Origin of the sequence: Streptomyces abyssomicinicus, assembly GCF_008974245.1 — a bacterium.
GTDB classification, from domain to species: Bacteria; Actinomycetota; Actinomycetes; order Streptomycetales; family Streptomycetaceae; genus Streptomyces; species Streptomyces abyssomicinicus.
This window is the reverse complement of record NZ_BBZI01000011.1, coordinates 225,647-242,076: the sequence shown is the minus strand read 5'-3', so window position 1 is coordinate 242,076 and position 16,430 is coordinate 225,647. Positions and strand designations below refer to the sequence as shown.

Genomic DNA, 16,430 nt, shown 5'->3' with positions numbered 1-16,430 from the left:
CAGCCAAGGCTTCGATCTCCTCGAGCAGGTCCCGGACCGCGAGGGCGGTATGCGCCGGGCCCGGTTCGCGGAGGTGGGATCGCAGGGACCCGCGACGGCCTGCTCCGCCTGGGCGGCCAGGCTGCTCGTCGCCGTGTCGCGGAAGGACCTCGGCCTCCACGGTGCCGGTCGCCCATCGGCCACGAGACGACGGATACCCACCCGCCGGGTTGTGCCCGGTGCGTTCACGGCCGGATGGCGATCTTGGTGGCTTGGCGCGCGTTCATGGCCTGGTAGGCGGCTGCGACGTCGTCCAGGGGCAGCTCGGTCGACAGTACCGGTGAGGGGTCGAGCTGACCCGCGAGGACCTCCGCGAGCAGGGGTTCCAGGTAGCGGCGGGCGGGAGTCACCCCGGCCCGCAGGGCGATGTTGTGGCGGAACAGACGGTAGAGGTCGACGCTGTCCACGCCGTTGGGGACCCCGACGGAACCGATGGTGCCGCCGGGCCGGACCAGGTCGATCGCGAGGTCGAGGGCGGACTGGGTGCCCGCGCACTCGGCGACGCCGCCGGCACCGCCTTCCGTCTCGTCCCGGACCAGGGCGACGGTCGCGGAGTCGTCCGCAGCCAGGACGTCGGTTGCCCCCATGCGCTTGGCCAGGTCCCGGCGGTCGGGGTGGCGGCCGACGAGGATGATCCGTCCGGCCCGGGCGCGGCGGGCGGCGAGCACCGCGCACAGCCCGACGGCACCGTCCCCCAGGACGACCACGGTGGAACCCGGCCGGACACCGGCCAGGACGACGGCGTGGGCTCCGGTCGCCATGACGTCCGTCAGCGGAAGCAGGCGACGCAGGAGCTCGGCATCCGCTTCCGCGCGCACCGGGACGAGCGTGCTCTCGGCGAACGGCACACGTACGGCCTCGGCCTGGCCGCCGTCATGGCGGCCGCCCCAGAAGCCGCCGTTGGGACAGGAGGTGAACAACCCGTCGCGGCACGGTCGGCAGGTGCCGTCCGCGAACGCGAAGGGAGCGAGGACGAGGTCGCCCGCCCGGAGACGGGTGACACCCGCGCCGACCTCCTCGACGACTCCGATCCACTCGTGGCCCATGCGGTCGCCTGGCGTGAACGACTCCTGGCCTCGGAACGGCCACAGGTCGGATCCGCACACGGCGGCGAGGGAAACCCTCACCAGCGCGTCACTCGGTTGCTCGATCACCGGGTCGGGAACGTCGACGAGACGGACCTGTCCGACCCCTTCCAGCACGGTGGCTCTCATGGGCGAACACGGTAGGCTGCCGCCGCCCGTCCGGCCATGGCGTTCCGACGCGGTGCCCGCGCTCTTTCCGTCGAACAGAAGGTGTTTCGGCTTGTCCGTTTCCCAAACGTCGGGAACAGATGCAGTGGATCTCGCGATCATCCGTGAGCTCTCCCGCAACGCCCGCATCAGCCTTGCCGAGTTGGGCCGCAGGGTGTCCCTCAGTCGGCCCGCCGTCGCCGAGCGGGTGCGGCGCCTGGAGGACTCCGGTGTGATCAAGGGCTACGGCGTCCACCTGGATCTCGACCGGCTGGGGCTGGGCCTGAGGGCTCACGTCTCGCTGAGCCCGCGGCTGCGATCCGCCCGGAAGCCACAGATCCTGCGCGACCGGCTGCTCGCCATGGGCCACGTCCTGTCGTGCGTCCACGTCACCGGCGAGAACTGCTACGAGCTGACGATCGCGGTCCGGGACGCACAGCACCTCGAGCAGGTCATCGAGCAACTCTCGGAGATGGGCGACACCACCACCGGCGTGGTGCTGTCGGAGCCCGTGCATCCGCGTGACGTGGACATCGCCGCATGGCTCCTGTGTGAGGACTGACAGAACGGGGCGCTCGGCAGGACGTGGCCGTGAGCGGCGGATCCGGGCGCCCGTCACTCCGGGAGTCGGTCCGGTTCGTCCTCCCAGGCCATGGAGGACATCCTCCAGCCTGCCGGGGTCCGAAGGAACTGGGTGGTCTTGTGGCCGTGTCCCTCGAAGTGCGCTCCGTCCCGGACACCGGACTTGCGGTACTCGGTGAACCGGTGGGCGACCGAGCCGAAGATCTCGGTCCGCCGGTGGACCTCCCACTCGGAGAACTCCGTCAGCGTTCCGTCGGTGAGCATCTTCTGGCGCGGCTCGACGAACGCGTCCAGGTCCATGATCACGGGGTCGTCCCCGGTGTTCGAGATGATCCGCCCCTCCGGGACGAAGAGTTCGCGGATGATCTCCAGATCGGGGCGCCTTCCGCCGGTGTTGGTGAAGGAGTCCATGAACAGGCCCATCAGCCGGTCGATTTCCGCCTGGTCGCCGGACGCGTGTGTGGGCTCGGACGCGGACCGAGCCTCTGCCGGCGGCCACTCCTGCGCCAGGACCGACCACACCTCGCTGTCGTGCCGCACCCCGCGGTGCGGATAGCGCTGCCGGAGCACGCCGTCCCGGGTCATCCCCAGGCGGCGCGCGGCCGCGATGCTGCGGGTGTTGCCGGAGGCGACCCACCACTCGACCCTGCTCATCCCGCGCTCGGTGAAGGCCCAGTCGATCAGTGTCCGGCAGGCGCGGGTCACCAGTCCTCGTCCCTGCCCGGCCTCCTCCAGCCAGCAGCCGATCTCGCACACTCCCGAGGAGGCGTCGAAGCGGGTGAACATGACGCCGCCCACGAGCACGCCGTCCAGCCAGATTCCGTATATCCGGCCGCTGTCGGAGGACGAGAGGTCGGCGTAGCGCTGGAGGGTCGACCTGGCCGAGGCCAAGTCGGTGGTGAGCGACGCCCAGGGGATCCACGGGTCGACCAGGGGGCGGGCCCGGTCGATGTGCGCCAGGAACTCCGGCGCCTGCCAGGGCTCCAGAGGACGAAGTCGCGCGTGGTCGTCGAGCGCGATGGTGAACATGGGCATTGCCTTCCGGGTCGGGCCGGGCGGAAACGCCGACAGGTAACTGCCGGCGGGCATGAGGCGTGGAGCGTGCGTAACAAGCGTTTGGTATGTAGGGTAGCCGGATGCCGCCACCCGCACCCGGAGATCACGAAGCCCGCCGCAAGGACGTGTCCGAGGCGGTGTGGCGCGTTCTCGCCGCCAAGGGTTTCGGGGGCCTGACACTGCGCGCGGTCGCCGCCGAGATGGGTGTCTCCACGGGCATGTTGACGCACTACTTCCCGAGCAAGCGCGCTCTTGTCACGCACGCGCTGGACCTGCTGGAACATGACACGGCGGGACGCCCGCGCCGGACTCCTCCCGCCGGTGGCCTGTCCGCCGTACGGGCCGCGCTGATCGACATCCTGCCGCTCACTCCGGCCGACACCGCCCGTAACCGCATCTGGGTCAGCTCCTGGGACCTGTCCCTAGCCGACGAGACCCTGTCCTCCCAACAAGGCGATCGCTACACGAGGTTGCGCGACACCTTCCGTCGTCATTTCGAGACGGCATGCGACCTCAAGGAGATCCCCGCGAGCGCCGACACAGGCCAACTGGCCGCCTCCGCCGTCGCCTTCGTCCACGGACTCGTCGTCCAAGCCCTCTTCGACCCCGGACGTTTCGCCGAGGACGTGCAGATCGCCATGGTCGACGACTTCGTTGCCAGGCTCGCCGGGTCCGAGCCCGTCGCTGGATAGGGGTTGATGCCATGCGGCTGCTCCTGACGCCCCCGCCACCCGCCGCCCAGAGGGGGCGGTCGTGCCGAGCCACCCCTGGGACACGGGGGTGGCCGCGCGGATTGCCCACGGACACGAACACGACGTGATGGCAATCGATCAAGGAGACCTCAGGTGCAGTCCCCTTCCGCCCTGCCCGTTCGGCAGGGTGTTCTCCACGTCGCTATCGCGGCCGCGGCATGGGGCACGGGCGGTGCCGTGGCCGCCGAACTGTACGACGCCGGCGGGATCGGCCCCGTCGCGGTGTCGTTCTGGCGGTTCCTGGTGGGACTCGGCCTGCTCCTGGCGGCTCACCTGGGCCGACGCACCTGGCGATCCCGGCGGCCGGAGACGGCGCTGTCGCTGCGCGCGGCGTTCGCGGCCAACCCCCGGCGGGCCCTGATCACGGGCTTCGGACTGGCGGTGTACCAGACGGCCTACTTCGCCTCGGTGCAGCAGGCCGGGCTGACCGTGGCCACGGTGGTGACCCTGGGTGCGGGGCCGGCGCTGGTCGCCGTGGGCGCCAGGCTCACTCTGGGCGAGCGCACCGGCGCCGCCGGAACCGCCGCGGTGGCGAGCGGCGTCGCCGGCCTGGTGCTGCTGACGGGCGGTGCGGACGGGAGCACCGGCCCCGCTCCCTTGCTGGGCATCGGATACGCGCTGCTCTCCGCCGCCGGCTACGCGGGGGTGACGCTGCTGGGCCGCCTCTCCGGCCGGGAGAACGCCGGTGGCGCGTTCGGGTCCACGGTGACCGGCTTCGCGGTCGGCATGGTCTGTCTCCTGCCGGCCGCTCTGATGGAGGGCCTGCTGCCCGACGCGGAGCGTACGGCGTGGACGCTGGGCCTGGTCCTCTACCTGGGGGCGGTGCCGACGGCGCTGGCGTACACGTTGTTCTTCACCGGCCTCGGCGCCGTCAAGGCGACCACAGCTTCCGTCGTGGCCCTGGTGGAGCCGCTCACCGCGGCGGTCATCGGCGTGCTCGTCCTCGGCGAGCGGCTCAACGCGATCGTCCTCACCGGCACGGCTCTGCTGCTGTTCGCCGTGGTGTTCCTCGCCGCCGCCGAGGGGGCCGGCCGGGCGGCCGCACGACGGACGGCCGGCACAGGAGGCGCTGACCGGGGTCCGCGCACGTCGCGTCCGGCCGTGCGAGCCAAGGACTGACGCCGCCGCGTACGGAGTTCCGGATCGAGATGCGCCGGTCCCGGAGGAGCAGGAACGTGCGCGTTCCGCCCCGGATCCGACGGATCATCTCCGTGCCCTGACGACGGAGACGGGAAGCGGCGGTGGCCGGATCGGTGGTTCCCGCTGCGGCCGGCGGCGCTCAGGCAGAGCCCCGCGCGGCGGGGGCGGACGCGGCCCCTCGGCCGAAGGCGCGCATGGCGAGGGCGCCGGCCAGCGGGCCGGGGGCGAGGAGGAGGAAGGCGTAGCGCCAGCCGACGGCCTCGGCGAGCAGGGGCGTGAACTGGATGGTCACCACGGTGAGGGCGAAGCCGATCGCGGTCTGACCGGTGAGCGCCGTGCCCATGTAGCGCTGGTCGGCGACCTCGCTCAGCGAGGTGGAGAACACCCCGGAGTCCGCGATCACGGCGGCGCCCCAGATCGTGCAGAAGACGAACAGGACCGCCGGTGGGGCGTCGAGGAGCAGCGGGGAGAGCAGGCAGCACAGGCCGCTGAGGAGCAGCGCGGTCACGGCGGCGGGAGAGCGGCCGTAGCGGTCCGCGCCCCACCCGCCGAGCAGGCAGCCGACCGCCCCGCCGATCCCCATGGAGAGGAACACCGTGATCTCCACCGAACCCGGGAGGTCGCGCGCGGCGGGGGCCGCCAGCAGGAACGTCGGGATCCAGGTCCACAGGGCGTAGAGCTCCCACATGTGCCCGAAATAGCCGAGATTGGCCAGGCGCGGCCCGCGTTCGGTGAACATGGTCAGCGCGTACCGGGGATTGCGGGCGGGTGGGGCCGACGCCGCGTGGGGGCCGGGCCGCACGAGCGCCAGGGCTATGGCGGAGCCCACGAGTCCGGACGCCGCCGCCGTGAGCAGGACGCCGCGCCAGGGCAGTGATCCCAGCCCGGCGATGAGGTGGGGGAGCGTGGAGCCGAGGGTGAGGGCGGCGATGAGGACGCCCATGGTCCGGCCCCGCCCGGCGCTGCCGGACCAGGAGGCCATGAGCTTCATGCCGGTGGGATAGACGGCGGCCAGGAACATGCCGGTCAGGAAGCGCAGCGGGACGGCGACGGCCGACCGGTCGGCGAAGAGGGCCAGCGCGACGGTGCAGACGGCGGCCGCCGCTGCGCCGGCGGCGAGCAGACGATGGGGCGCGACGCGATCCGGAAGGTTGAGGGAGGTCGAGATCACGGCCCCGGCGACGAAACCGATCTGCACGGACGCCGTCAGCCACACCGCGCCGCCGGCCGTGAGCCCCCAGTCGTTCCGCAGGCTGGGGACCACCGCCGACATGGAGAACCACACGGCGAGGCCGAGTACCTGCACGGCGGCGATCGCACCGCGTTGCACACCGACGTTCACAGATACCCCTCGCACCGCGCCGCCTTCGCACCGCGGCCTCGCTCCTTCGGCCTTCCTCGCCATGGCCGAAAGCCGACCCTAGCCTCCCGGGAGCCGCCGGGGACGGCCGTGGGCCTCGCCCAGCGTGTGAGGGGTTACACAATGGAAGTGTGGCTCAGTAAGGAGGCATCACCATGCTGGAGGTCAGGACTCCCAGTAAGCCCGATGAACAGCGCGATTTCCCGCACGGTCACCTCGAATCGGTCCACCTCACGGGGCTGGACTTCGCGACGGCGACCTTCGAGCCCGGCTGGCGGTGGTCCCAGGACATCGCGCCGACCGCCGGTACCGAGAGCTGCCAGTTCCACCACAACGGGGTGGTGACGCAGGGGCGCATGCACATCCGCATGGACGACGGAAGCGAGACCGAGGTCGGCGCCGGGGAGGTCTTCGTGTGCTCCCCCGGGCACGACGCGTGGACCGTCGGCGACGAACCGTGTGTGGTGTACGACTTCGCCGGTGAGATGGCGAAGGACTACGCGAAGGAGAAGGAAGGAGCGTCCGGAGGTCGCGTCCGCTGACGTGAGCGCCGACGTGCGCACATGACATCCGCGGCCGGCACCGCGTCGTCCCTCGGCCGCCGCCGGCCTAGCCCGTTCGTCCTCGTGCTGGTGCGCGCGCCGAAGGCGTCGGTGACGATTCCCGGTGTGGCCCTCGGCGACGGGATGTCGCTTCCCAGGGCATTCCTGAACGAGGAGCCGGCACATGATGCACCGGATCGTCGCCTTCGCCGTGGCGGGTGTCCTGGCCGCGGCCGTCTCGGCCACGGCGACCCCCGCCCGGGTGCCCGCCGGCGTGGGGACGCCGCCCCCCAGGCCGACCGCGCCACCCGGGCACGCGCCCCATCCCCGGCCACCGCAGCACCACAAGCCGCCGCAGCGCCACGAACCACCCCACCACCACAAGCCACCGCACCACAACGAACCGCCGCACCACCACAAGCCGCCCCACCACCACAAGCCGCCGCAGCACCCGCGGCCGCCCCACACGCCACCGCACACGCCGGGTCCGACGGCCCCGCCCCCCGGAGCGGGCACCGGTGGCGAGGCGTGGGCGTGGACCCAGCTGACCAGCCACGGCACACAGATCCGTTACGTGTCCACCGACGCGAGCCTGACCTGTCCCACCGTGCGCTACACCCTGGGGACACAGGTGACCGTCCCTCTCCAGCGGGTGAGCACCCCCACGGGCGGGCACTTCCCCACCACGGTCTGCGAGTCGGGGGCACAGACGCCGGTGCCGCTCGGGGCGACCGGCGCGCAGCTCGTCCCGACGACGGTGCGGGCGGCGACGCTCCACCCCGCGGGCGGTCACCTGCCGCTGCCGAGGTGGACCGCGACCACCCGTCCCCGCACGGTCAACGTCATCGGCGACACCGGCTGCGAGCTGCCGGTGAACCCGGCGGAGGCGGCGCAGTCCTGCGCGACCGCCTGGCCCTTCACCCCGATCGCGAACAGCATCGCCCGTGGCGCGCCCGACCTCGTGATCCACACCGGGGACTACCTCTACCGCAACGACCCGGGCAGGGCGGACGACAAGGCCAGGAACCCCGGGTGCACGCTGCGCGCCCAGGCGGCGAGCTGGGCCTGTGTGGTTGCCGACTTCTTCAGGCCCGCGGAGGCGCTGCTGGCCGCGGCGCCCGTCGTGCTGGCCCGGGGCAACCACGAGGACTGCACTGGACAGGCCGGCGGCGCCGGTGACGCGTGGTTCCGCTACCTCGCCGACGAACTGCGGGGCAACGGAACGTGCAGCCGTTTCCCGCCGCCCGCCACGATCCGGGCCGGCCTGCTGAACCTCGTCTCCGTGGACTCCTCGTCCGCCGATCCGGGCGACACCGGGAGCACGGCGCAGGTGAACACCTTCGTCCCGCAGTTCCAGGCCGTGAACCGGGCCGCGGGGCAGCGTCCGTCCGAGGACTTCTTCGTGCTCACCCACAAGCCGGTGTGGATGGCGAAGTCCGCCGGGCAGGCCCCCGGCGCGGTGACCTGGCTGACGCATGTCCTCGACGCGGCGGTCGCGGGCACCGCCCAGCAGCGGCTGGCGGACAACGTGCGCCTGGTGCTGTCGGGGCACGTCCACCTCTACCAGATGCTCGATTTCGCCACCGTCCGTCCGCCCCAGCTGACGGTGGGCTCCTCGGGCTCGCCGCTGGACCGGGGGCCGGTCGACGACAACGTCACGGGGCAGCCCGTCGGCACCCCGCCGCAGCCGGTCCACCGGTCGGTCACCCAGGTGGAGAACCCCTCGAACCCTCCGGCGGGACTCGACGGGGTCGCCGGGTACGGGCAGTTGCGGCACGACAACGGGACCTGGGACCTGACCTTCCACAGGACGGACGGTGCGGTGCGCGGTCAGGTCTGCACGCTGAGTACGAGCCTCACCGCCAAGTCGTTCAGCTGTCACTGAGCGCCCCCGCGCCCCCGCGGGCCCCCGGGCAGGACGGCCGCGCGGTGCGGTGAGCGCCGGGGTGGCCGATTCACCCTCCGTTTCCGTGACCGGGCAGCGGGCAACCGGGCCGCATGACAGGTCAATCGACGACGTGGCTCCCCCGGACCACCGCGCGGCGCGCCGCCAACAGTTCCGCGATGGACCGTGCGGCCCGGGCCGGCTTCGCGGCGCGCGGGGTGCTCTACCTGCTCATCGGGGTCATCGCGCTGCGGGTGGCCTTCCACCCGGGCGACGGTGAGCAGGCGGACCGCTCCGGCGCGCTCGCGGAGATAGCCGAGAAGCCGTTCGGCTCGGTGCTGCTGTGGGCGCTGGGCATCGCCACCGCCGGCATGGCGGTGTGGCGGCTGTCGGAGGCGGCGTTCGGCGCCTCGGGGCCGGACGGGCACAAGACGCACAAGCGGCTGTTCTCCGGCTGCCGTGCCGTCTTCTACGGCTTCGTCGCCTACTCCGTGCTGGCCTTCGCCGCCGGCTCGGGCGGCGGCGGTTCCTCCGACGAGCAGTCCAAGGACTTCACCGCGCGGGCGCTGGAGATGCCGGGCGGTCGCTGGCTGGTCGGCGCCGCGGCGGTCGGTGTGGTCGTCGCGGGTGGGTGGATCCTGGTCCGCGCGGTGCGGCGGACGTTCCACAAGCACCTCAAGATGGGCCGGATGAGCCGACGTGTCCGCCAGGTGGTCGACGTCCTCGGCGTCTTCGGCGGCGTCGCGCGCGGTGTCCTGTTCGGCGCGGTGGGCGTGTTCGCCCTGGTCGCCGCGGTCCGGTTCGACCCGGACGAGGCGAAGGGGATGGACGACACGCTGCGCGCCTTCACCCAGACCGCGGCCGGTCCGTGGCTGCTGGTGGTGATCGCCGTGGGGCTGGTGGCCTTCAGCGGCTTCTCGTTCGCCAGCGCGCGCTACCGCAGGACGTGACCTCGCGGGCCGCCCGCCGGGTGGCCCCCTGGCCGCCGCCCGCGACGGAGCGGCTGCTCACGGCGGTTGAGTACGAGGACTCATGTCCGGTGCCGCCGCCCGGCCGTAGCTTGCGGTCATGGCGACAAACCTCGATCAGCGGCACGGCCGCCCCGTGCGACGTTATGTGGGTCTGGGGCTCGGCATCGGTGTGAGCGCCGTCCTGCTCACGCGGTTCGGGCCCCTGCCCGTGTCCACCGCGGCGCGGCTGTGGGAGCAGCTCGCGGCCCGCGCGGTGGCGGTGGACCCGCAGCGGCTGCTGCCCCACCACAGCCCTCCCGGGCAGGCCGCCGCCACGTACCGCGCGACGACGGTGTGGTGCAGGGAGCGGGCGGGGCGGGCCGGGACCCTGGCCCGGCAGGCGTCCCGGGCGGCGCGTCGGCCGCGGCGGACCGGGGCGTGACCGTGACACCGTCCGGGGCCCCGGAGCCGCCCACCGGCTGAACGCGGCGGGGCTTCCGGGTCCCGCGGCCCGGTCATGCCCCGGTGCGGCGGGCGTTCCTGCGCCTCCAGGCGTCCGTGGCGAAGCAGACCAGGGCGGTGGCGCCGAGGGTGGTGACCGTGATCATGAAGACGCCGACGGCGAACAGACCGCTGGCGTCGTCCGACCAGTCGTACCAGGCGGCGCCGGCCAGGCCGATGGCCGTGCCGAGGACCGCGCCGACGTAGTAGCGGCGCAGCGCGGTCAGGACGACGGCGGCGAGGAGGGTCAGGACCAGGCCGATCACCTGCCACGCCTCGTACGGGCCGGTCGTGGAGCCGTCGGGCTGGACGTCGCGCTCCTGGTCCCAGCCCAGCCACCCGGCCCAGGCGGCCGCGGCCACCGCGGAGAGGACGAGGACGGACAGCAGGTGGGGGAGGACGCTCCTGCGAGGTCGCGGGGCAGGGATCGTCGGAGGCGTCGGAGGCGTCGAATTCATGGCCTCATCGTCACGAACCGCCCTGGTCCGGCCGCAGAGCGCGCGTACTCAGATCGGGCTGAGTACGTCGGACGCGGCGGCGCGGTCCCCGGACGTCAGACGGCCCGGCCGTCGCTCACCGGGCCCGTCGGCGCCGCGCCGTCGGCGATGGCCCGGAGGGCGGTGAGGTGGCCGACCAGGGCGCTGTGGCCGGCGGGGGTCAGGGAGAGCCAGGTGCGGGGCCCTGAGGTGCGGACGGTGAGATGGCCGGCGTCCCGCAGGGCGGTCGTGGCGGCGGCGGCCTCCTCGTCGGTGACCCGGCAGTGGTCGCGGACCGCCGTCAGGTCGGCGTCGAAGCAGCCGGTGAGGAACGCCGCCGTCGCCAGGCGGGTCGGGTCGGCGAGGACCTCGTCCGGAACGGGAGCCGGCACCCGGCGGGGCGCCGGTGTGCGTCCCGGTGCCGCCGGCCCGGGTGACGGCGTGGTGGCGGGCGGAGCGGCCCTGCGGCTCTCCCGCCACCAGACCGCGGCCCCGGCGAGCACCCCCAGGGTGATCGCGCCGCCGATCCGGCCGAGCGGGACGAACGAGAGGCCGCCCAGGACGTACGCGGCCACCGGAGCGCCCTCGCGGAGCACCCGCCGACCGGTGGTGGCGTGGGGCGGCCGGGAGCGGACCCGGCTGCGGAGAACGCGGGCGAGGTGGAGGGCGGGGAGGACGGCGATCAACGCCACGACGCCCAACTGGAGCGCGCGGCGCGTGAGATGGCTGTCGGTGGTGTGGAGCAGGGGGCTCGTCGCCAGCGTCAGGGCGGCGCCGTGGGTGGTGGCGGCGAGCGGGATCCACCAGCGGGGGTGCGGGGGCCGGTCGAGGGCGGTCAGGTACGCCCGGTCGGCGGCCCGCAGGGCCTCCCCCGCCTCGGCCGGCCCGTTGCCGGGGCGGCCGGCCGTCCGTCCGATCGGTTGCCCGGTGTCCGGCATGAGCGCCTCCCCTTGTGTCCCCACCCGGTGTCGTCACCCGGTCTCCCCACCCTGTGTCCCACCGGCACGCGCGGCCCAGGGTAGCCACCGCCCACCCCGGCCGTCCGTTCGTCCGTCCCGCTGCGAGCATGACGGGATGACGAGCGCGGGTGTGGGGCGGCTTCCGGCCGGGTGGACGATCGAGCGGGTGCGGGAGCTGTCCGGGGTCCCGGACGCCGTCGTGGTCGACAACGTCCGGGCGGTGACCCGGGTGGCGTGGCCGCCGGACGGTGAGGACCGGCCGGTCACGCCCGAAGTCGTCATCCGGCTGGGTGGTCTTGCCGTGGTGAAGGGCGTCGGCGGCGAGGACTGGTACACCGGCCACTTCGAGGACGACGGCGGTGTGTGCTGCTGGTCCGCCGGGACCCTGCACCAGATGCTGCGTGGGCTCTAGACCCGGTGCGCAGCCGGAGGGGTGCCGGTTCCGGGGAGTCCGCACGGCGGTTCAGGCGTCCGCCCGCTGGTAGACGAGGGCGTTGACGCCCTTGGGGCTGGTGGTGACGGAGGCGAGCCGGAAGGTGGTGAGGCCTCCGTCGGCGGGAAAGACGGACTTGCCCCCACCGAGGAGCACCGGCATCTGCGTCAGCCGCAGTTCGTCGACCAGCCCGGCGCTCAGCAGGGCGCGGGCGACCGAGGCACTGCCCATCACGACGATGTCGCGGCCCTCCTCCTCGCGCAGCGCGCGGATCCGCGCGGGGAACTCCGCGCCGGGCAGGCGGACGGTGTTGTGCCAGGTCAGGTCGGCGTCGCCGAGGCTGTCGGTGACGACGAACTTGCGGATGGCGTTCATCCGGTCGGCGAACGGGTCACCCGCCCGCTCCGGCCAGGCACCGGCCATGACCTGCCAGGTGCGGCGGCCGAAGAGGAGGGCGTCGGCGCCGTTGAGCGCCGCGTCGAAGGCGCCGCCGACCACCTCGTCGTCGAAGTGGGGGGCGCTCCAGCCGCCGTGGGCGAAGCCGCCGTCGGTGTCCTCCTCGGGACCGCCGGGCGCCTGGGTGACGCCGTCGAGGCTGATGAACTCGGTGATCACGACACGCATGTGGATTCGCTCCCCTGGCCTTGATTCTCCGCGTCGGTGCGACGGGCCGCACGGTACGGGACCGCACGGACAGGAGACCGGTGACGAGCCGGAAAGTCATCGGTTCGGCGCTGATCGGGTACGCACGGCGGGCCGGTTAGGCTCCGGGCATGACCAATGCTGAGAGTTCGAGGGACGCGGGTCCGGTGTTCGACGTCGAGATCGAGGCCCTGCGCGGCGGCTCCGCGGAGCTGGGGCAGTACGCCGGGAAGACGGCCCTGCTGATCGTGAACGTGGCCTCCCGGTGCGGGCTGACGCCGCAGTACAACGGGCTGGAGAAGCTCCAGGAGCGGTACGCGGAGCGCGGGTTCAGCGTGCTGGGCGTGCCGTGCAACCAGTTCATGGGGCAGGAGCCCGGGTCGGCCGAGGAGATCGCGGAGTTCTGCTCGGCGACGTACGGCGTGACCTTCCCGATGACCGAGAAGGTGGAGGTGAACGGGGAGGGCCGGCACCCGCTCTACCAGCGGTTGACGGGCTTCGCCGACGCCGAGGGCCACGCCGGGGACGTCCGGTGGAACTTCGAGAAGTTCCTGGTGGACCGGGACGGGCACGTGGTGGCCCGGTTCGCGCCGCAGACGGAGCCGGAGTCGGACGAGGTCGTGGCCGCGATCGAGAAGGTGCTCGGCCACTGAGCCGGTGAAGCCGGTGAGAGCCGGCGAACCGGCGACTGACGGGCCGGCGGGCCGATGTGCCGCGAGGGCATGGGCCGATGGGCCTCGAGGGCATGGTTGACCTTGCCCTTGGGGCAAGCCGCAGTCTCCACGTCACCGGGCCGGAGGTCCGGTGACGGAGGAGGCCACGAACATGAGCGACGAGCTGATCAGCATCGGCGCGTTCGCCGCGAGGGTGCGGCTGTCGGCGAAGGCGTTGCGGCTGTACGGCCGGCTGGGGCTGCTGCCCCCGGCGTACGTCGACCCGGCGACCGGGTACCGCTACTACCGGCGCGAGCAGGTGGAGCGGGCCCGGACCATCGTGCACCTGCGGCATCTCGACATGCCGCTGGCGGAGGTCGCGGACGTGGTGGCGCTGATGGGTCACGACGGCCCGGCCGCGGCCGAGCGGGTGGCCGCCTACTGGGCGGACGTCGAGGCGCGGCTCGCCGGGCAGCGGGCGCTCGTGGACTTCCTCCGTGCGCGACTTGACGGAAGGAGTTCCCTGATGAGCGAGCGGTACTCGACGGAGACGGTGGACGTGCCCGGATGCACGGTGCTCACCCTGCAGCGGCACATCCTGGTCGGCGAGTTGCCGGCCTGGATCGGGACCACGCTGGACCGACTGACCGCGGTGGCGGCCGAGGAGTGCGGCGGCGTCGCCGCGGCGCCGTTCGTGGCCTACCACTCCGAGGTGTCGCAGGAGAGCGACGGCCCCGCCGAGGTGTGCGTGCCGGTGCGGGACGCCGACGCGGCGCGGGAGTGGGCGGCGCGGCAGAACAGGGCCGTGACCGTGCGGGAGGAACCCGCACGGCGGCTGGCCTTCACCCGCATCACCAAGGCGGAGGTGAGCCAGCCGATGATCCTCAACGCCTTCGAGGCGGTGGAGCGGTGGGTCGCCGGCCAGGGGCTGCGGATCGCGGCTCCGTGCCGTGAGGTGTACTTCGCGGACTGGTCGTCGGCGGGGCCCACGGATCCGGTCTGCGACGTGGCCTACCCGGTCGAGGTCCCCGACGAGGTCCCGGCCTGAGTCCCCGACGAGGTCCCGGCCTGAGTCCCCGATGAGGTCCCGGCCTTAGTTCCTGACGAGGTCCCGGCCCGCCCGGGCCACGGCTCCGTGCCGGGGCCTCGGCGGGCGGGGGTCAGGGGCTTTCCGGTTCGGGGCAGGGCGTGCCGCGCGGTATCCGGTAGTGGGCCGCGAGGCGGTAGGTGCCGGGGGCGGGGGCGTCCAGGACGGTCCAGGCGACGCCCCAGGCGTCCTCCTCGCCCTCGGCCACGCAGCCGTGCACGTTCGGCCCGCCCGGCTCCGGCGGCGGGACGGCCTCCCCGTCGGCGTCGAAGAGGCCCAGCCACGGCGAGTGGGCCACGCGCACGGTGTACCGGCCGGGGCGCGGCACGTGGAGGACGATGCCCTCCTCGTCGGCCCGGACGACCCGCGCCGGCGGGTCGGCCAGCGGGGCGGGGTCGGCGACGGCGTACATCCGCCAGTTGTCGTCGGCCCACACCTCCTTCAGGTAGGGCAGCCCGCCCTCGATCAGTTCCCGTTCCCGGCGGCCTCCCTCGCCGTCGGGTGAGCCGTGGAGCGGCAGGACGACGTGGTGGACGGCCCAGCGGCGCAGCCATTCGCGGTAGCTGCCGGCGTCGAGCGAGCCGTCGTAGAAGAGCGGGTTGCGCTCCCGGTCCGCCTGGCGGTTCCAGCCGCGGGCCAGGTTGACGTACGGCACCAGCGCCGAGGACTCCGCGTGCGAGCTGGCGGGGACCACCTCCACGCGGCCCCGGCCGGTGTCGGGTTCCTTCAGCCGGTCGACCAGCGGGGCGAGGTTGCGGGCCCAGATCGCGTCGGGCTTCATGCTCACCACGTCGTTGACGGTGCTGACGCCGACCCAGCCGGCGAAGACGGTGAACGAGAGCAGCACCGCGTACCACCGCCGTGAGCGCGGCTCGGTGAACGGCAGCACGGCCAGCAGGGCGGCCCCGCCGAACAGCATGGGCAGGCGGGTGATGTTGGAGCCGATCTGCGAGCTGACCGCCCACACCAGCAGCACGGCGACGGCGTAGACGACGCAGGTGAACCGCACGGTGCGCCACCCGGGCGGTGCCACCGCCCACATCAGGAGGGCCACGGCCAGTGGCCCGAGCGTGGTGGTGACGCCCATCGGCTGGGTGCCGGAGAACGGGAACAGCCAGGCGGACACCGCCACCACCAGGGCCGGTCCGAGACCCAGCGCCCATGCGCCGGGGCGGCGGTGCTGGAGGAAGAGCGCGACGGCCACCAGGCCGAGGAACAGCCCGGCCACCGGCGACGCCATGGTGGCGAGCGCGGCCAGCGGGGCGGCGCACCACGCCTTGACCCAGCGCCGCCGGTGCCACGGGATCGGCATGCAGAAGACGGCCGCGATCGTCGCGAGCGCGAAGAGCACACCCAGGCCGAAGGTGACCCGGCCGGAGACGGCGTTGCAGAACAGTCCGAACACCCCGGCGAGTGCGGCCGGCCACACGTGGCGGAGACCCGGCATGGGCCGCGGGGCGGGGCCGGTGCGGGCGTGACAGAGGATCAGGGTGAGCAGCCCGGCGGAGAGGGTGCCGGAGAGCATCATCGTGGTCCGTACCCCGAGGACGTGCATCAGGTAGGGCGAGACCACGCTGTAGGAGACCGGGTGCATGCCGCCGTACCAGGCCATGTTGTAGGCCGAGCCGGGGTTGCGGCCGACGAACTCGGCCCAGGCGTCCTGGGCGGCGAGGTCGCCACCACTGTTCGCGAACGCGAAGAACCAGAGTATGTGCAGGGCTCCGGCGAGGGCGGTGACGGCGGTCGCCGGGTGGCGGAGGACGCGGACGGCACGACCGGGGGCGGCGGCGGACGGCGTCCCGGTTCCGGGGGGCGACAGAGGGCGTCGGGGGCGCGGCAGGTCACCGGGGATGCCGGCGGTGCCGGCGGTGCCGGCGGTGCCCGCGGTGGGCCGTCCGGCCGGGGCGGGCACCCGGGCCCGGGGCGCCTCGGCCGGGGCCGCCCCCGGTGGCGTGCGCGGTGGCGTGCGCGCCGGCTGCGGCCTTTCCGCTGTGCTCACCTGGACGAACTCCCTTGTCACGTCCGCCGGTTCTCCGTCGGCGGTTCCGCCGCCGGACCGACCGGCGACGCTAGCACGGCGCCCTGCCGCGGAACGCCTGGTCGGCGGTCCGCGGCAGGGCGCGTGAGGGGAGCGGACTCCG

Annotated in this window: 17 protein-coding genes; 10 read left to right on the top strand and 7 right to left on the bottom strand. The window is 73.4% G+C overall.

Annotated features, from left to right (window positions below):
- Window positions 1-224: 224 nt before the first annotated feature.
- A complete protein-coding gene (locus GBN72_RS26380) occupies window positions 225-1,253 on the bottom strand; it encodes an alcohol dehydrogenase catalytic domain-containing protein (protein ID WP_151774408.1) in 1,029 nt (342 codons plus the stop codon).
- Window positions 1,254-1,377: 124 nt separating this feature from the next.
- On the opposite strand from GBN72_RS26380, the gene GBN72_RS26375 reads away from it, so the two are divergent.
- On the top strand, window positions 1,378-1,833 hold the full coding sequence (locus tag GBN72_RS26375) for an Lrp/AsnC family transcriptional regulator (RefSeq protein ID WP_246212921.1): 456 nt from the start codon (window positions 1,378-1,380) through the stop codon (window positions 1,831-1,833).
- 53 nt (window positions 1,834-1,886) lie between these two features.
- Here the strand turns inward: GBN72_RS26375 and GBN72_RS26370 are convergent, their stop codons facing one another.
- Window positions 1,887-2,882 carry a GNAT family N-acetyltransferase gene (locus GBN72_RS26370; RefSeq protein WP_151774406.1) on the bottom strand — a complete coding sequence of 332 codons (996 nt, stop codon included), beginning with the start codon at window positions 2,880-2,882 and terminating at the stop codon, window positions 1,887-1,889.
- Window positions 2,883-2,989: 107 nt separating this feature from the next.
- Between GBN72_RS26370 and GBN72_RS26365 the strand changes: the two genes are divergently transcribed.
- Window positions 2,990-3,601 carry a TetR/AcrR family transcriptional regulator gene (locus GBN72_RS26365; RefSeq protein ID WP_151774405.1) on the top strand — a complete coding sequence of 204 codons (612 nt, stop codon included), beginning with the start codon at window positions 2,990-2,992 and terminating at the stop codon, window positions 3,599-3,601.
- Window positions 3,602-3,838: 237 nt separating this feature from the next.
- Window positions 3,839-4,780 carry a DMT family transporter gene (locus GBN72_RS26360; protein ID WP_439959815.1) on the top strand — a complete coding sequence of 314 codons (942 nt, stop codon included), beginning with the start codon at window positions 3,839-3,841 and terminating at the stop codon, window positions 4,778-4,780.
- Between the two features lie 160 nt (window positions 4,781-4,940).
- On the opposite strand, the gene GBN72_RS26355 is transcribed toward GBN72_RS26360, so the two are convergent.
- On the bottom strand, window positions 4,941-6,107 hold the full coding sequence (locus GBN72_RS26355) for an MFS transporter (RefSeq protein ID WP_246212920.1): 1,167 nt from the start codon (window positions 6,105-6,107) through the stop codon (window positions 4,941-4,943).
- Between the two features lie 209 nt (window positions 6,108-6,316).
- Here GBN72_RS26355 and GBN72_RS26350 point away from each other — a divergent pair, with 209 nt between their 5' ends.
- The 4 genes from GBN72_RS26350 to GBN72_RS26335 all read left to right on the top strand — a co-directional run bounded on the left by GBN72_RS26350 (window position 6,317) and on the right by GBN72_RS26335 (window position 9,980).
- Entirely contained in the window at window positions 6,317-6,703 is a 387-nt protein-coding gene (locus GBN72_RS26350; RefSeq protein WP_151774402.1) for a cupin domain-containing protein, read from the top strand.
- Window positions 6,704-6,887: 184 nt separating this feature from the next.
- Window positions 6,888-8,588 carry a metallophosphoesterase family protein gene (locus GBN72_RS26345; RefSeq protein ID WP_246212919.1) on the top strand — a complete coding sequence of 567 codons (1,701 nt, stop codon included), beginning with the start codon at window positions 6,888-6,890 and terminating at the stop codon, window positions 8,586-8,588.
- 179 nt (window positions 8,589-8,767) lie between these two features.
- Complete coding sequence (locus tag GBN72_RS26340) at window positions 8,768-9,538, top strand: DUF1206 domain-containing protein (RefSeq protein ID WP_151774401.1); 771 nt, start codon at window positions 8,768-8,770, stop codon at window positions 9,536-9,538.
- Between the two features lie 118 nt (window positions 9,539-9,656).
- Window positions 9,657-9,980, top strand: coding sequence for a hypothetical protein (locus GBN72_RS26335; protein ID WP_151774400.1), 324 nt, complete (start codon window positions 9,657-9,659; stop codon window positions 9,978-9,980).
- 73 nt (window positions 9,981-10,053) lie between these two features.
- Here GBN72_RS26335 and GBN72_RS26330 read toward each other — a convergent pair whose 3' ends face one another.
- Window positions 10,054-10,497, bottom strand: coding sequence for a hypothetical protein (locus GBN72_RS26330; protein WP_151774399.1), 444 nt, complete (start codon window positions 10,495-10,497; stop codon window positions 10,054-10,056).
- 95 nt (window positions 10,498-10,592) lie between these two features.
- Window positions 10,593-11,453, bottom strand: coding sequence for a helix-turn-helix domain-containing protein (locus GBN72_RS35575; RefSeq protein ID WP_246212918.1), 861 nt, complete (start codon window positions 11,451-11,453; stop codon window positions 10,593-10,595).
- 136 nt (window positions 11,454-11,589) lie between these two features.
- Here GBN72_RS35575 and GBN72_RS26320 point away from each other — a divergent pair, with 136 nt between their 5' ends.
- Window positions 11,590-11,886, top strand: a complete 297-nt coding sequence (locus GBN72_RS26320; RefSeq protein ID WP_151774398.1) for a hypothetical protein — start codon at window positions 11,590-11,592, stop codon at window positions 11,884-11,886.
- A gap of 51 nt (window positions 11,887-11,937) precedes the next feature.
- Here GBN72_RS26320 and GBN72_RS26315 read toward each other — a convergent pair whose 3' ends face one another.
- On the bottom strand, window positions 11,938-12,531 hold the full coding sequence (locus tag GBN72_RS26315) for a dihydrofolate reductase family protein (protein WP_151774397.1): 594 nt from the start codon (window positions 12,529-12,531) through the stop codon (window positions 11,938-11,940).
- Window positions 12,532-12,680: 149 nt separating this feature from the next.
- On the opposite strand from GBN72_RS26315, the gene GBN72_RS26310 reads away from it, so the two are divergent.
- Window positions 12,681-13,202 (top strand): glutathione peroxidase, encoded by a 522-nt coding sequence (locus GBN72_RS26310; protein WP_151774396.1) that lies wholly within the window; start codon window positions 12,681-12,683, stop codon window positions 13,200-13,202.
- Between the two features lie 172 nt (window positions 13,203-13,374).
- A complete protein-coding gene (locus tag GBN72_RS26305) occupies window positions 13,375-14,250 on the top strand; it encodes a MerR family transcriptional regulator (protein ID WP_174887206.1) in 876 nt (291 codons plus the stop codon).
- A gap of 112 nt (window positions 14,251-14,362) precedes the next feature.
- On the opposite strand, the gene GBN72_RS26300 is transcribed toward GBN72_RS26305, so the two are convergent.
- A complete protein-coding gene (locus GBN72_RS26300) occupies window positions 14,363-16,288 on the bottom strand; it encodes a DUF8823 domain-containing protein (RefSeq protein ID WP_439959814.1) in 1,926 nt (641 codons plus the stop codon).
- Window positions 16,289-16,430 lie beyond the last annotated feature (142 nt).

What these genes read in the sequence shown, in the direction of transcription:
- GBN72_RS26315 (WP_151774397.1), bottom strand. Translation starts at nt 12,531, where the DNA reads ATGCGTGTCGTGATCACCGAGTTCATCAGCCTCGACGGCGTCACCCAG.
- GBN72_RS26350 (WP_151774402.1), top strand. Translation starts at nt 6,317, where the DNA reads ATGCTGGAGGTCAGGACTCCCAGTAAGCCCGATGAACAGCGCGATTTC.
- GBN72_RS26330 (WP_151774399.1), bottom strand. Translation starts at nt 10,497, where the DNA reads ATGAATTCGACGCCTCCGACGCCTCCGACGATCCCTGCCCCGCGACCT.
- GBN72_RS26365 (WP_151774405.1), top strand. Translation starts at nt 2,990, where the DNA reads ATGCCGCCACCCGCACCCGGAGATCACGAAGCCCGCCGCAAGGACGTG.
- GBN72_RS35575 (WP_246212918.1), bottom strand. Translation starts at nt 11,453, where the DNA reads ATGCCGGACACCGGGCAACCGATCGGACGGACGGCCGGCCGCCCCGGC.
- GBN72_RS26380 (WP_151774408.1), bottom strand. Translation starts at nt 1,253, where the DNA reads ATGAGAGCCACCGTGCTGGAAGGGGTCGGACAGGTCCGTCTCGTCGAC.
- GBN72_RS26340 (WP_151774401.1), top strand. Translation starts at nt 8,768, where the DNA reads ATGGACCGTGCGGCCCGGGCCGGCTTCGCGGCGCGCGGGGTGCTCTAC.
- GBN72_RS26320 (WP_151774398.1), top strand. Translation starts at nt 11,590, where the DNA reads ATGACGAGCGCGGGTGTGGGGCGGCTTCCGGCCGGGTGGACGATCGAG.
- GBN72_RS26345 (WP_246212919.1), top strand. Translation starts at nt 6,888, where the DNA reads ATGATGCACCGGATCGTCGCCTTCGCCGTGGCGGGTGTCCTGGCCGCG.
- GBN72_RS26370 (WP_151774406.1), bottom strand. Translation starts at nt 2,882, where the DNA reads ATGTTCACCATCGCGCTCGACGACCACGCGCGACTTCGTCCTCTGGAG.
- GBN72_RS26305 (WP_174887206.1), top strand. Translation starts at nt 13,375, where the DNA reads ATGAGCGACGAGCTGATCAGCATCGGCGCGTTCGCCGCGAGGGTGCGG.
- GBN72_RS26335 (WP_151774400.1), top strand. Translation starts at nt 9,657, where the DNA reads ATGGCGACAAACCTCGATCAGCGGCACGGCCGCCCCGTGCGACGTTAT.
- GBN72_RS26310 (WP_151774396.1), top strand. Translation starts at nt 12,681, where the DNA reads ATGACCAATGCTGAGAGTTCGAGGGACGCGGGTCCGGTGTTCGACGTC.